This is a genomic window from Comamonas antarctica, assembly GCF_013363755.1.
GTDB lineage: Bacteria > Pseudomonadota > Gammaproteobacteria > Burkholderiales > Burkholderiaceae_C > Comamonas > Comamonas antarctica.
Genome location: NZ_CP054840.1, coordinates 1,306,635 through 1,319,340, shown reverse-complemented (window position 1 = coordinate 1,319,340; position 12,706 = coordinate 1,306,635). Strand labels below are relative to the sequence as shown.

The 12,706-nt window shown below is 67.0% G+C and carries 16 protein-coding genes; 11 read left to right on the top strand and 5 right to left on the bottom strand.

Going from position 1 to position 12,706, the window contains the following annotated elements; all coding sequences use genetic code 11:
* Positions 1–9: 9 nt before the first annotated feature.
* The gene (gene ylqF, locus HUK68_RS06210) at positions 10–975 is read right to left on the bottom strand and encodes a ribosome biogenesis GTPase YlqF (protein ID WP_175503416.1); all 966 of its coding nucleotides are present in this window, start codon (positions 973–975) and stop codon (positions 10–12) included.
* Positions 976–1,058: 83 nt separating this feature from the next.
* Here ylqF and HUK68_RS06205 point away from each other — a divergent pair, with 83 nt between their 5' ends.
* Together HUK68_RS06205 and HUK68_RS06200 are read left to right on the top strand one after the other, a co-directional pair.
* Positions 1,059–1,352, top strand: coding sequence for a hypothetical protein (locus HUK68_RS06205; RefSeq protein ID WP_244146269.1), 294 nt, complete (start codon positions 1,059–1,061; stop codon positions 1,350–1,352).
* Positions 1,352–1,567 carry an oxidoreductase-like domain-containing protein gene (locus HUK68_RS06200; protein WP_175503415.1) on the top strand — a complete coding sequence of 72 codons (216 nt, stop codon included), beginning with the start codon at positions 1,352–1,354 and terminating at the stop codon, positions 1,565–1,567. Before HUK68_RS06205 ends, HUK68_RS06200 begins: the two co-directional genes overlap by 1 nt.
* Before the next feature lie 11 nt (positions 1,568–1,578).
* Here HUK68_RS06200 and gshA read toward each other — a convergent pair whose 3' ends face one another.
* Positions 1,579–3,108, bottom strand: a complete 1,530-nt coding sequence (gshA, locus tag HUK68_RS06195; RefSeq protein ID WP_175503414.1) for a glutamate--cysteine ligase — start codon at positions 3,106–3,108, stop codon at positions 1,579–1,581.
* A 629-nt stretch (positions 3,109–3,737) separates the two neighbouring features.
* Here gshA and HUK68_RS06190 point away from each other — a divergent pair.
* The 9 genes from HUK68_RS06190 to tolA all read left to right on the top strand — a co-directional run bounded on the left by HUK68_RS06190 (position 3,738) and on the right by tolA (position 10,338).
* A complete protein-coding gene (locus HUK68_RS06190) occupies positions 3,738–4,034 on the top strand; it encodes a 2Fe-2S iron-sulfur cluster-binding protein (RefSeq protein ID WP_175503413.1) in 297 nt (98 codons plus the stop codon).
* Between the two features lie 198 nt (positions 4,035–4,232).
* The gene (gene ribBA / locus HUK68_RS06185) at positions 4,233–5,354 is read left to right on the top strand and encodes a bifunctional 3,4-dihydroxy-2-butanone-4-phosphate synthase/GTP cyclohydrolase II (protein WP_175503412.1); all 1,122 of its coding nucleotides are present in this window, start codon (positions 4,233–4,235) and stop codon (positions 5,352–5,354) included.
* Positions 5,355–5,358: 4 nt separating this feature from the next.
* Complete coding sequence (gene ribH / locus HUK68_RS06180; protein ID WP_175503411.1) at positions 5,359–5,823, top strand: 6,7-dimethyl-8-ribityllumazine synthase; 465 nt, start codon at positions 5,359–5,361, stop codon at positions 5,821–5,823.
* Position 5,824: 1 nt separating this feature from the next.
* The gene (nusB, locus tag HUK68_RS06175; protein ID WP_175503410.1) at positions 5,825–6,352 is read left to right on the top strand and encodes a transcription antitermination factor NusB; all 528 of its coding nucleotides are present in this window, start codon (positions 5,825–5,827) and stop codon (positions 6,350–6,352) included.
* 85 nt (positions 6,353–6,437) lie between these two features.
* Entirely contained in the window at positions 6,438–7,622 is a 1,185-nt protein-coding gene (locus tag HUK68_RS06170) for a pyridoxal phosphate-dependent aminotransferase (protein ID WP_175503409.1), read from the top strand.
* Between the two features lie 6 nt (positions 7,623–7,628).
* Positions 7,629–8,030 (top strand): tol-pal system-associated acyl-CoA thioesterase, encoded by a 402-nt coding sequence (gene ybgC, locus HUK68_RS06165; protein ID WP_175503408.1) that lies wholly within the window; start codon positions 7,629–7,631, stop codon positions 8,028–8,030.
* Complete coding sequence (gene tolQ, locus HUK68_RS06160; RefSeq protein ID WP_175503407.1) at positions 8,027–8,731, top strand: protein TolQ; 705 nt, start codon at positions 8,027–8,029, stop codon at positions 8,729–8,731. Before ybgC ends, tolQ begins: the two co-directional genes overlap by 4 nt.
* Positions 8,732–8,752: 21 nt before the next feature.
* Positions 8,753–9,184, top strand: a complete 432-nt coding sequence (locus tag HUK68_RS06155) for an ExbD/TolR family protein (RefSeq protein ID WP_175503406.1) — start codon at positions 8,753–8,755, stop codon at positions 9,182–9,184.
* Positions 9,185–9,198: 14 nt separating this feature from the next.
* Positions 9,199–10,338, top strand: coding sequence for a cell envelope integrity protein TolA (gene tolA, locus HUK68_RS06150; protein WP_175503405.1), 1,140 nt, complete (start codon positions 9,199–9,201; stop codon positions 10,336–10,338).
* 19 nt (positions 10,339–10,357) lie between these two features.
* On the opposite strand, the gene HUK68_RS06145 is transcribed toward tolA, so the two are convergent.
* Genes HUK68_RS06145 through HUK68_RS06135 form a run of 3 tightly spaced genes read right to left on the bottom strand, consistent with a single transcriptional unit; the run spans position 10,358 to position 12,697 of the window.
* Entirely contained in the window at positions 10,358–11,530 is a 1,173-nt protein-coding gene (locus HUK68_RS06145; RefSeq protein WP_175503404.1) for a BamA/TamA family outer membrane protein, read from the bottom strand.
* Positions 11,505–11,912 (bottom strand): hypothetical protein, encoded by a 408-nt coding sequence (locus tag HUK68_RS23160; protein WP_208458685.1) that lies wholly within the window; start codon positions 11,910–11,912, stop codon positions 11,505–11,507. The genes HUK68_RS06145 and HUK68_RS23160 overlap by 26 nt, the downstream gene beginning before the upstream one ends.
* 14 nt (positions 11,913–11,926) lie before the next feature.
* A complete protein-coding gene (locus tag HUK68_RS06135; protein ID WP_175503403.1) occupies positions 11,927–12,697 on the bottom strand; it encodes a DUF2092 domain-containing protein in 771 nt (256 codons plus the stop codon).
* Positions 12,698–12,706 lie beyond the last annotated feature (9 nt).

Here is a 12,706-nt window from a genome sequence, read left to right as displayed (position 1 = left end):
CCGGCCGGCTCAGGTGCCGGCGTCAGGGGCGGGTCGTGGTCCACGCCCGCCCTTTTTGTTTTTCGCGCGCGCGTCCTTCTTGGCCTGGCGCTGCGCGTCGAGCTCCATGCCCTTGGCAAACCACTCCTCGTATTCCTGCGGCGTCTCGAGCGTGATCCGGCCCAGGTTGTGGATGCGGAAATCGGTGATCACGATCTCGGCGGCCTTTTGCAGGTTCACGCGCCCGCCGCTCATCACCGCGCCGCGCTTGCGGCCGATGGCCTCGAGCAGTTCGTCGTCGGGCAGCGCGGCGATTTCGGCGTCGTCCTGCGTGAGCTTGTAGCGCTCGCGCAGGTGGGCGGCGTAGTTGCGCTGCGCATAGCGCAGGAATTCCAGCGCCACCAGTTCCTCGTCATACGCATTGCGGCCCACGGCGCCGCTCACCGCGAGGTTGTAGCCGCTTTGCTCGACGGCAATGCGCGGCCAGAGCATGCCCGGCGTGTCCCACAGATAGAAGTCATCGGCCAGCACGATGCGCTGCTCGAGCTTGGTCACGCCGGCCTCGTCGCCGGTCTTGGCCTGGCCCTTGTTGCTCATCGAGTTGATCAGCGTCGACTTGCCGACGTTGGGAACGCCGCAGATCAGCACCCTCATCGGCTTGGCCATGCCGCCGCGCCCCGGCGCGAGCAGCTGGCAGGCCTCGATCAGGCGGCGCGTGGGCGCGGGCTCCGACGCATCGAGCGCCACGGCGCGGGTTTCGGGCTGGGCGTTGTACCAGGCCAGCCACTGCACGGTACGCTCCGGGTCGGCCACATCCTGCTTGTTGAGGACCTTCAGCCGCGGCTTGTGGCCCGTGAGTTCCTGCAGCAGCGGGTTGGCGCTCGAGCCCGGCAGGCGCGCATCCAGCACTTCAATGACCACGTCAATGTCCTTGATGCGCTCGGCAATCGCCTTGCGTGTGAGATTCATGTGACCGGGAAACCATTGAATGGCCATGGGGCAATACTTTCTGAAGATTCGTCGCTGACAAGGGGCGCAAGGATAATCGGGTTCTGCATTTTTCACGCACCCGTTCCCTCATGCCCACACCAAACTCCATTGCCGCCCAGCACCAGGCCAACAACGACCTGCTGATCAAGGGCGTGACCTGCGCCATCATCGGCCTGGTCATCCTGGTCGCGCCATTCTTCATGCAGGCCAGCGACCTGCGCAACATTTTCCTGCAGGGACATATCGTCGGCTGGTTCGCGCTGATCCTGGGTGCGGCCTTCGTGGTCCAGGGCGTGCTGCGCCGGCGCAAGACCGCAGCCATCGAAGCCATGCTCGAACCCAAGACCACCTATACCGCCGAGCGCAAGAAGAACCGGCGCTGATGGACGCTGCGGCTCCCGCGCTGCAGGCCGCGCTGGCGGCGTTTGCGCGCTATGAAGCACTGGCCGCCGAGGCCGGCGTCGCCCTGCGGCCCGCGCCCGCGCAGCCCACCAGTTGCTGCGGCCGCGGCTGCAACGGCTGCGTCTGGGAAGGTTTCTACGGCGCCGCCACGTTCTGGGTCGAGGATGCACAGGCCGCGTTGTCTGGCATGGCCTGAGCGGCGACCGGCTACCCTAAGGTCTGCGGCGCCATGAAGCGCTGGCGCCATTCCTCGAACGGCAGCGTATCGCCCTGCTCGCGCGCGCGCTGCTCGGCCACCGATTGCAGCGCCTGCGCCTCGGCGCGCGCCTGCTGCCCGGCGGACCAGGGCAGGTCCAGCAGCACCTCGCGCGCGAGTTCGGACTGCGCCAGCGTGAACGCCATGAAGCTGCGCTCATGCTGCTCGACCATCGTGCGCAGCACCTGGGCCGAAGGCGTCGTATCGGGCTGCGCCACGCGTGCACGCGCCTGGGCCAAGGCCTGGCTATAGTCGCTGCAGCCATGCGCGGCATCGAGCGCCGCGGCCAGCGGCACGCAGGCGGTGAGCACTTCGTCGGCCCAATCGCTGAGCAAGACTTCGTGGCCGCCGCGCTTGAGGCACAGGCCGGGCTCGCGGCCGCGCTCGGCCGCCAGGTGCTGGTTGTGCTTGAGTTCGGCAATTTCCGCGGGCGTATCGGGCGGGCTGTCGCTTTGCAGGCAGTGCAGCAGGAACACGTCCAGCATGCGCATGGTGCTTTGGGCGATGCCTACCGGCTCGAAGGGATCGAGGTCCATGAGCCGCACCTCGACATACTCCACGCCGCGTTCGCGCAGCGCATGCAGCGGGCGCTCGCCGCTGCGCACCGTGCGCTTGGGCCGGATGGTGCCGTAGAACTCGTTCTCGATCTGCAGCAGGCTGGTGCCGAGCTGGTTGTAATCGCCGCCGGGGTTGCGAATGCCCAGCTGTTCATAGGCCGGATAGGGCTGGGTCAGCGCCTCGTGCAGCGACCGGGCATAGCCGCCCAGGCCGTTGTAGCTGACGTTGATCGCTGCCTGGGCGTCGCTCTGGTAGCCCAGCCGGCCCATGCGCAGCGAGGTGGCATGCGGCAGATGCAGCGTGTGGCCTTTGGCATCGAGGGGCTGCAGGCTGTGCTCGCGGCCGTCGACAAAGCACGAACACAGCGCCGGCGACGAACCGAACAGATACAGCAGCACGAACGCATGGCGGCGGAAATTGCGGATCAAGGCGAAGTACTGGTCGCTGTCCACACCGGGCATGGACCAGTTGTAGTGGATGCCCGAGATCATCTGCATGCGCCGGCCATAGCGGTGGCCCAGGCCCATGCGGTAGACGCTTTTCGAGCGCCCCGCGTTCGACGAGCCATAGCGCGCCAGCGGAATGGTCTCGTCCGTGGGCAGGCCGCAGGGCATGCTCGACACCCAGAGCATTTCGTCGCCCGCCTGGCGCAGGCTGTGATAGACATGCTGGTGGACTTCGACCAGTTCGTCGAGGCATTGGGCGACGCCCAGGTGGGCGCCGGTGATCAGCTCGATCTGCGACTCGCTGTAATCGGTGGTGATGTGCGGGTGCGTCAATGCTGAACCGAGGGCGGCAGGATGCGGTGTCAGCGCCAGCCCTCCGTCAGGCAGTGCGCGCAGCCCTTCCTTCTCGATGCCGCGGCGGATCTGCGCCAGGCGGTCGGAGGAAGGGACTGGCAAGGGCTCCTGCGATTTGTTCATTCTTGGGTACCGATTCAACTGTTTTGGAGCCGGCGCACGATGCATGCCCGGCCCGGACGCTCTGATCATAGAGAAATGCCTTGGAGCACGCCGCGCGCGGCGGCGAAATCACGTGCGCACGGCCTGTCTCCCTACAGCTCGCGCACGGCCGCGCGCAGATTGTGGTGGGGTTTTGTAACAGAAACCTATGGCACTGCGCTGACCATTGCTGACACCACCAAAGGCTTTGCTCAAAAAACAGGCAGGCTGTCACGCCGCATACAAAGTTGTTACCGCGTTCACTGGACAAGCATGTGCACAACTTCCATTTTTTGCCGATAAAACACTGCAAGTCATTGATTTCAAAAGAGGCAGGGTGGGCTGCACAAAAAACAGGCAAGCTCGCTGCAACCAGTTCAGAGGGCTTCAGAGGGAAAGGCGGGGTGCCGCGAGCAAGGGTTAACCCTTCACCGGTTTGCAGTTATGCCCGGCAAAGCGGGACAATCGTGTGGATAAGTCCGGGCCATCGCTGCAGGAGCCGCGCAAGCTGTTGATTTGCGTGGAATTTGTCCGCGATGCCCAAAAACCAGGCAGCCTGCAGCCTGCGGCATGCTCCAATTCCGGTTCTGCATCTCTTTTCCCACCTGCGCATGAGCTCGCCCTTCACTCCCGATTTCTTCATCGCCAAACTCACCCCCAGCGGCCAGCAATGCGACGCCTGGGCCGACCAGCCGCTGCTGCATTCGCTCGAGGCCGGCTCCATCGACTGGCCCAGCTCTTGCCGCAATGGCACCTGCCGCACCTGCCTCGGCACGCTGGTGTCGGGCAGCGTGCGCTACGAAATCGAGTGGCCGGGCCTGAGCGAGGATGAAAAGGCCGAGGGCTGCGTGCTGCCCTGCGTCGCCTACCCGCTGGGCGACGTGGTGCTCGAAGACCCTACGCGCTGAGCTTGCAGCCACGGCTTGGCGCGGTGCACGCGCGGCTGGATTAAAATGCCGGTTTGAGGTTGGTTGCCATCCGGCATCCGCCCTGAAGCGGCCAGCCCGCATCGATCGTTCTTTGGGGGCACTGCAGTGCCAGCGACAGTTCTCCCAGGAATGCCCGCTGCCTGGTCCGATTGCACCGGCATCCGAAGAAAGCCCGACATGACCTCCCCCCTGCATCCCGTAGCCATCTCTCCGGTGGAAGACATCATTGCCCACATGCGCGCCGGCCGCATGGTGGTGCTGATCGATGAAGAAGACCGCGAAAACGAAGGCGACCTGGTGCTGGCCGCCGACCATGTCACGCCCGAGGCGATCAATTTCATGGCGCGTTTTGGCCGCGGCCTGATCTGCCTCACGCTCACGCGCGAACGTTGCGAACTGCTCAAGCTGCCGCCCATGGCCACGCGCAACGGCACCAAGCACTCCACCGCCTTCACGGTCTCCATCGAAGCCGCCGAAGGCGTCACGACGGGCATTTCCGCCGCCGACCGCGCGCGCACCGTGCAGGCCGCGGTGGCCGCCAACGCCCAGGCCGACGACCTGGTCCAGCCCGGCCATATCTTTCCCTTGCAGGCCGTGCCTGGCGGCGTGCTGATGCGCGCCGGCCATACCGAAGCCGGCTGCGACCTGGCCGGCATGGCCGGCTGCAGCCCCGCGGCCGTGATCTGCGAGATCATGAAGGACGACGGCACGATGGCGCGCCTGCCCGATCTGCAGCTGTTTGCCGCCGAGCATGGCCTGAAGATCGGCACCATTGCCGACCTGATCCAATACCGCAGCCGCACCGAATCGCTGCTGCAGGTCGTCGACAGCCGCCCGCTGCAGACCCCGTTCGGCGAATTCACGGTGCGCGTGTTCCGCGACCAGCCCAGCCATTCCGTGCACCTGGCCCTCGTCAAGGGCAGCTGGAACGCCGATGACGAGGTGCCGGTGCGCGTGCACGAGCCGCTGTCGCTGCTGGACCTGCTTGAAGTCGACCGCGAGATGCACTCGTGGAGCCTTGACAGCAGCCTGCGCTACCTCGACGCGCAAGGCCGCGGCGTGGCCGTGCTGCTCAACTGCGGCGAAAGCGCAGAGCAGTTGCTGGCGCAGTTCGACGGCAGCGCGCGTTCGGCGCAGGCGCCCGAGCGCGGCCGCATGGACCTGCGCACCTACGGCATCGGCGCGCAGATCCTGCGCGACTGCGGCGTGCACAAGATGCGTTTGATGGGCAACCCGCGCCGCATGCCCAGCATGACCGGCTACGGCCTCGAGATCACTGGCTACATCCCCAAGGAATAACAACATGTTTGGCGCAGAACAGGGCATCGGCCCGCAACTCGACGGCGCAGGCTTGCGCATCGGCATCGTCCAGGCCCGCTTCAACGAAAGCATCACCAACGCGCTCGCGGCGGCCTGCCGCGCCGAGCTGCTGGCACTGGGCGTGCAGGAAGAGAACATCGACCATGTGCAGGTCCCGGGCGCACTGGAAGTGCCCGTGGCGCTGCAGGCCATGGCCGAACGTGAGCAGTACGACGCCCTGGTGGCGCTGGGCTGCATCATCCGGGGGGAGACATACCACTTCGAGCTGGTGGCCAACGAATCGGGCGCGGGCGTGACGCGCCTGTCGCTGGACTACCAGCTGCCGATCGCCAACGCGATCATCACCACTGAAAACATGGAGCAGGCCATTGCGCGCCAGACCGACAAGGGCCGCGATGCAGCCCGCGTGGCGGTCGAAATGGCACAGCTGCTCGACACCCTGAACTGACATGAGCGAAGAACAATCCTCCGCGGCCGCAGGCCGCCCGCCGCGCCAGTCGCGCACCGGCAACACCAGCACCGGCGCGCGCAAGGCAGCCTCGAAATCGAACCGCAGCCGCGCGCGCGAATTCGCGCTGCAGGCGCTCTACCAGCATCTCGTGGGCCGCAACGATGCGACCGCCATCGACATGTTCACGCGCGACCTGGCCGGCTTCCACAAGGCCGACACGGCGCATTACGACGCGCTGCTGCACGGCTGCATCACGACCGAAGCCGAGCTCGACGCGCTGATCGTGCCCAAGCTCGATCGCCAGCTCGCCGAGATCTCGCCCATCGAGCATGCGGTGATGTGGATCGGCACCTATGAGTTCCTGCACTGCCCCGATGTGCCCTGGCGCGTCGTGCTCAACGAGTGCATCGAACTGGCCAAGGAATTTGGCGGCACCGACGGCCACAAATACGTCAACGCCGTGCTCAACGGCCTCGCGCCCAGCCTGCGCAGCGTCGAAGTCGCGGCCGACAAGGCCGCGGGCTGACAGGCTCCGGGCCGCAGCCGGTGCGCAGCGCGCGCACCGCTGGCCGCGGCTGCCGTTTTCCGTTCCCGACAACGCCCTCCCGCCCATGCAAGTTTCAAACCGCGCGCAGCGCATTGAGCCGTTTTATGTGATGGAAGTGGCCAAGGCCGCCCAGGCCCTGGCACGCGAGGTGGCGCACACCAGCGAGCCGATGATCTTCCTGAACATCGGCGAACCCGACTTCACCGCGCCGCCGCTGGTGCAGCAGGCCGCGGCGCGCGCCGTGGCCGAAGGCCAGACGCAATACACGCCGGCGCTGGGCCTCGACGCGCTGCGCGAGCGCATCAGCCAGTGGTATGCGCAGCGCTTCGGCGCCGATGTGCCCGCGCGGCGCATCGTCGTCACGGCCGGCGCCTCGGCCGCGCTGCAGCTGGCCTGCCTGGCGCTGGTCAATGCGGGCGACGAGATCCTGATGCCCGACCCGAGCTATCCGTGCAACCGGCATTTCGTGAGCGCGGCCGAGGGCACTCCGGTGCTGATTCCCACCACGGCCGCCGAGCGTTTCCAGCTCAGCGCCGACAAGGTCGCCGAGGCCTGGGGCGAGAAGACGCGCGGCGTGCTGCTGGCCTCGCCGTCGAATCCCACGGGCACCTCGATCGCGCCCGACGAGCTGCGCCGCATCCACGACGTGGTGCGCGCGCGCGGCGGGCTGACGATCATCGACGAGATCTACCTGGGGCTGTCCTACGATCCGGCCTACTCCCAGACCGCGCTGGCGCTGGGCGAGGACCTGATCAGCATCAACAGCTTCAGCAAGTACTTCAACATGACCGGCTGGCGCCTGGGCTGGATGGTCGTGCCCGAGGCGCTGGTGCCGGCCATCGAGCGCGTGGCGCAGAACCTGTTCATCTGCGCCAGCACCATTGCCCAGCATGCGGCGCTGGCCTGTTTCGAGCCCGACAGCATTGCCGAGTACGAGCGCCGCCGCGCCGAATTCAAGGCGCGCCGCGATTACTTCATCCCGGAACTGGACAAGCTCGGCCTGCGCGTGCCGGTCATGCCCGATGGCGCGTTCTACGCCTGGGCCGACTGCAGCGACGCCGCGCGCAAGCTGGGTGTGGAGGGCAGCTGGGACTTCGCGTATGCGCTGATGCAGCGCGCGCACCTGGCGATCACGCCGGGGCGCGACTTCGGCAGCCATGAGACGGCGAATTACGTGCGCTTTTCCACGGCCAATTCGCTGCCCCAGCTGCAGGAGGCGGTGCGCCGCCTGCAGGTGCTGCTGGGCTGAGCGCGCATGGATTTCGCTCTCCCGATCCGCGTCTACTGGGAAGACACCGATGCCGGCGGCGTCGTGTTCTATGCCAACTACCTGAGGTTCTACGAACGTGCGCGCACCGAATGGCTGCGCTCGCTGGGTATCGAGCAGCAAAAGTTGCGGGAACAAACCGGCGGCATGTTTGTCGTAACCCAGGCGCAGGTCGAGTACCTGCGGCCCGCGCGGCTCGACGACCAACTTTTGGTTACCGCGCGCTTGGAGGCCAGTGGCCGTGCGTCGATGACAATACGCCAGCAAGCTTTCCTGGAAACGACCTCCGGTGCGCTGCTCAGCGAAGCTTCGATACGCATCGGCTGGGTCAATGGCGCGAACATGCGTCCGATGAGAATACCGATCAGCCTTCTGGAACAACTTTCATGAACTCCCATAACATGTCCATTTTCAGCCTGGTCCTGCAGGCCAGCTGGGTCGTGCAGCTCGTCATGCTGGCCCTCGTGGCCGCATCGGTGGCCAGCTGGGCGGCGATCTTCCGCAAGTCCAACCTGCTCAAGCGGGTGCGCGCGTTCAACGACGCGTTCGAGCAGGAATTCTGGTCGGGCACCAGCCTCAACGACCTCTACGCCTCGGCTGCGCAGAACGCCAAGCGCGGCGGCCCGATGGAACGCATCTTCGCCAGCGGCATGCGCGAATACCAGAAGCTGCGCGAGCGCCGCATCGGCGACGTCTCGACGCTGATGGACGGCACGCGCCGCGCGATGCGCGCCAGCCTGCAGCGCGAAATGGACGAGATCGAAGCCGGCCTGCCCTTCCTGGGCTCAGTGGGCTCGGTGTCGCCCTATGTCGGCCTGTTCGGCACGGTGTGGGGCGTGATGCACGCGTTCACCGGCTTTGCCAGCATGGAGCAGGTCACGCTGGCCACGGTGGCGCCGGGCATCGCCGAAGCGCTGGTGGCCACGGCCATGGGCCTGTTCGCGGCCATTCCCGCCGTCACCGCCTACAACCGCTTCGCGCACCAGACCGACCGCGTGGCCAACCAGCTCGATACCTTCATCGAGGAGTTCTCCAACATCCTGCAGCGCAACGTGGGCGCCACCGCGAGCAGCACCGCGTCCGGCCACTGAGCTGCCACCAGGAGCCAACCCATGCCTGCAGTGTCCTCCCGTGGCGGCCGCCAGCGCCGCACCGTCAATGAAATCAACATGGTGCCGTTCATCGACGTGATGCTGGTGCTGCTGATCATCTTCATGGTGACGGCGCCGATGCTCACGCCCGGCGCGATCAACGTGCCCAGCGCGGGCAAGGCCTCGCGCGTGCCGACCGAGAACCTGGCGCGCATCCTGATCGACAAGGACGGCTCGATCCGCCTCAAGACCGGCAGCAGCGAGCAGGTGGTGCTGCTCAACGAACTGGGCTTTGCCGCCAAGGCCTGGCAGGCGCAGCAGCCCGCCGACGACAGCGCCGTCGTGATCTCCGCCGACAAGACGCTCAGCTACGACACCGTCATGCAGACCATGGCCCAGTTGCAGCGCGCCGGCGTGAAGCGCGTGGCGCTTGACGTCAAATCCAGCCAGTAAAGCCTTTGCCTCCCATGCCACGTCCGCCAGAACACGATCCCTTCGCCCCGCCTCCACCGCCGCCGCGCCTGCGCGCCTGGCTTCTGGCGATCGTGGCGCACGGCCTGCTCGTGGCGGCGCTGCTGTGGGCGGTGCGCACGCCACCCGCCATGCAGGAGGCCGCCGTCGAGGCAGAGATCTGGTCGGCCCTGCCGCAGGAAGCGGCTCCGCCGGCGCCCACGCCCGAGCCGACGCCAGCGTCCGAGCCGAAACCCGAACCCGAAGTGAAGCCCGAGCCGCCACCACCGCCACCGCCGCCCGTGGTGGCGCCACCGCCGCCGCCGCCCCCAGCCGTGGCGCCAAAGGACGACGACAACGAAGCCGAGATCGCGCTGGAGCGCAAGAAAAAGCGCGAAGCCGCCGAAAAGGCCGAGCGCGAAAAGGCCGAAAAAGCCAAGGCCGAGCGCGAGAAGAAGGAACAGGAGCGCCGCGAAAAACTCGAGGCCGAGAAGAAGGAACGCCTGGAGAAGGAAAAAGCCGAGAAGGCGGAAAAGGCCAAGCAGGAAAAGGCCGATCGGGCCAAGCAGGAAAAGGCCGATAAGGCCAAGGCCGAGCGCGAGGAAAAAGCGCGTGAGGAAAAGGCACGCGAAGAAAAAGCGCGCGCGGAAAAAGCCGAGAAGGAAGAAAAGGCCAAGGCCGAGAAAGCCAAGGCCGACAAGGCGGCCGCGGACAAGCGCAAGAAGGAAGAAGCCGCCAAGGAAGCCAAGGAGGCCGAAGCACGCCGTGCGGCCAATGTGGCGCGCATGCAGGCCGCGGCCGGCGCCGGCTCCGAATCCTCGCGTGGCAGCGCCGAGCGCGCCAGCAGCCCGAACCAGGGCCAGGGCAATGGCTCGGCCACGGGCGGGCCTTCGGCCGGCTATGGCGCCAAGGTCGCGGCCAAGGTCAAGCCCAACATCGTCTATCCAGATGACGTCGCCGGCAACCCGCGCGCCGAAGTCGCGGTGCGCACCTCGCCCGACGGCACCATCGTCAGCGTGCGCGTGACCCAGTCCAGCGGCAACGCGGCCTGGGATGAAGCCGTGGTGCGCGCGCTGCACAAGACCGATACGCTGCCGCGGGACATCAACGGACGGGTGCCGAGTTCGCTGACGATCGGCTTCCGGCCGCGCGACTGACGACCGGGGCTGGCGGGCGCTAGAACGCCTCGCCGATATAGAAATAGACGGCGTGGCCGTCGCGTCCGACGGCCACGTCGACGCTGACGTTCACGCCGTATTTCTTGCTGGCCATCCAGCGCAGGCCGGCGCCGGCCGACGGCAGCTGCGTTTCCTTGAACAGCTCGGAGTACTTGCGGGCGACGGCGCCCGTGCCGGCAAAGAACACCGCGCCAAAGCGCTCGCCGAAATGCCAGCGCAGCTCGGCTTGCGCCGCATAGAGATTGCGGTCGCGGTATTGCCCGGTCGGATAGCCGCGCAAGTCCTTTTGCGCGCCATAGAGGCACAGTTCGGGAAACGGCACGCGGCCATCCACGGCGCAGGTCGAGACCCGGCCGGCCAGCGTCCAGCGCGGGTTCAGCGGCCAATACCTCGCATACCCGGCGCGCAGATTGCGGTAGCTCAGGTCGCTGCCCAGGCTGGGGCTGGAGAAGCCGATGCGCAACGTGGCGTAATCGCCCTTGCGCGGCATGAACTGGTTGTCGCGCGTGTCGTAGTCGAGCGCCGGGCCCAGCAGCACGGTGCGGTGGTCCAGGTCGATGGCAGGCAGGCTCACGCCCAGCCGGTTGCCGACTTCGCTCAGATCGAGCTCGGTCTTGATGTGCGTGCTTTGCAGGCGCAGGCCGAGGAAGAGGTTCTTGGTGACGCCGTACAGCGCCTGCGCCAACACCACGTCGCCGGAGTCGCGCGTGGGCACCGAGATGCCCTGCTCGCCCGCCGCGGAGCCGATGCCGTAGAAGCGCAGGTTCATGTCGGCTTTGCCGGCAAATGCCAGCACCCGCAGCCGGTCCTCGAGAAAGCTCGCCTGCTGGAAGGCGCCATAGGCATGGCTGCCATTGCTGGTGGCCAGCACGCCTGCCCCCGTGACCCAGGGCCGCTCGCTGCCGTTGGGGTTGTAGAGCGCGGCCGCGGCCAGTGTGAGCCCGGTGCCCAGCATCGGGTCCGACATCGGGATCGGCATGACCACGAAGCTGGGCTTGCGGTCCACCGGGTGCGGGCCCGCGGTCTCCTGCGTGCGCACCGCCTGGGTCTCGATCTGGTCGCCCAGCGCCGCGGTGCTCTGGCCCCAGGCCGCGCCGCAAGACAGCAACAGCGCGCAGGCCCCGCCGAGCCGCCGGGTGCGCCGGCTAGCGCGGTGGGTTGACGACCACATAGGTCACCGAACTGCCCTGCATCTGCGGCTGGTACCAGGTGTTGCCGCACTGGCTGTAGGAAATGCCGTTGACCACGACGGTGTTGCAGTTGGGCGGCACGGAACGCACCATCGAGCCGATCACCGCGCCGGTCACCACAGCGGCGGTGGTCACGGCCGCCGCCGTGGCCCAGGGATGGTAGTGGTCGTCCACGTCGACGTCGATATCGACATGGTGGTTCACGTTGACATTGCGGGGCGGGATGGGATGACCGGGCGGCGGCGGCGGGCGGTTCTGGTGCACGGAGGTGCGCGCGGCCGACCGGACTTCCCTGGCATCGCCCATGGCTGGAGCCAGCACCAGCAGTGCGCACATGGCAGCGGGAATCGAGATCAGTTTCATGGCGTGGCTCCTGGTTACCGGGCGGTGTTGGCAATCGCGTTGGCGCGCACCGCTTGAATGGCTTGCGCTCCATCCGGGGGCACGAAGGCAAACGTCGAATCCGGCGGGGTGTCGCCAGGCACCCAGTCGAGGTCCACCGTGTACTGCGGGCGCGCCGGGTCATCGGTGGTGGTGAGCACCAGGCGCCGCGGCAGGGGCTGGGCGCCGCGCTGGATCCAGAGCTGCCAGTCGAGGCCGTCCTGGCGGAACGCGTACTGCTCGCAGGGCACGCCGCGCACGGTGGCCGGGCCGATGGCCAGGGCGGTGATCAGCTGTTCGGGCTTGGCCGCGGGATCGCCCCAGGCAAACAGATCGGCCAGCGGCAGATCGATGCCGAATTCCTCGAAGACCCGGCCAAACAGCTGGTCGAGCGTCGGCGGCGCCGCGAACTGGGCGTAGTAGTTCGAGGCCTTGCCATAGACCGTGACCGACCTGCCGTCGTAGTAGAACTGGCGCTGGCGCCGGTCGCTCTCGAAGTCGACGCGCAGCCGGTTGGGCCGGTGTGCCCATAGCGTCAACGCCGCATCCAGCTGCACCTTCTGTCCGTTCACCAGCACCTGGTCGGTGGCAGTCTGGGCCTTGAGGCTGAACGACTGCAGCGACTGCAGATGGCGCCCCATCTTGCGCAGCGCCTCGACGGCCTGGGGTTCGAGCAACGTCGGCGCGGCCGCGGTTTGCGCCATCGCGGAGACGGTTCCGAGGGCACCGGCAAAGGCCAGCCCCCAGGCCAGGATCGCATGTTTCATGGATTCACC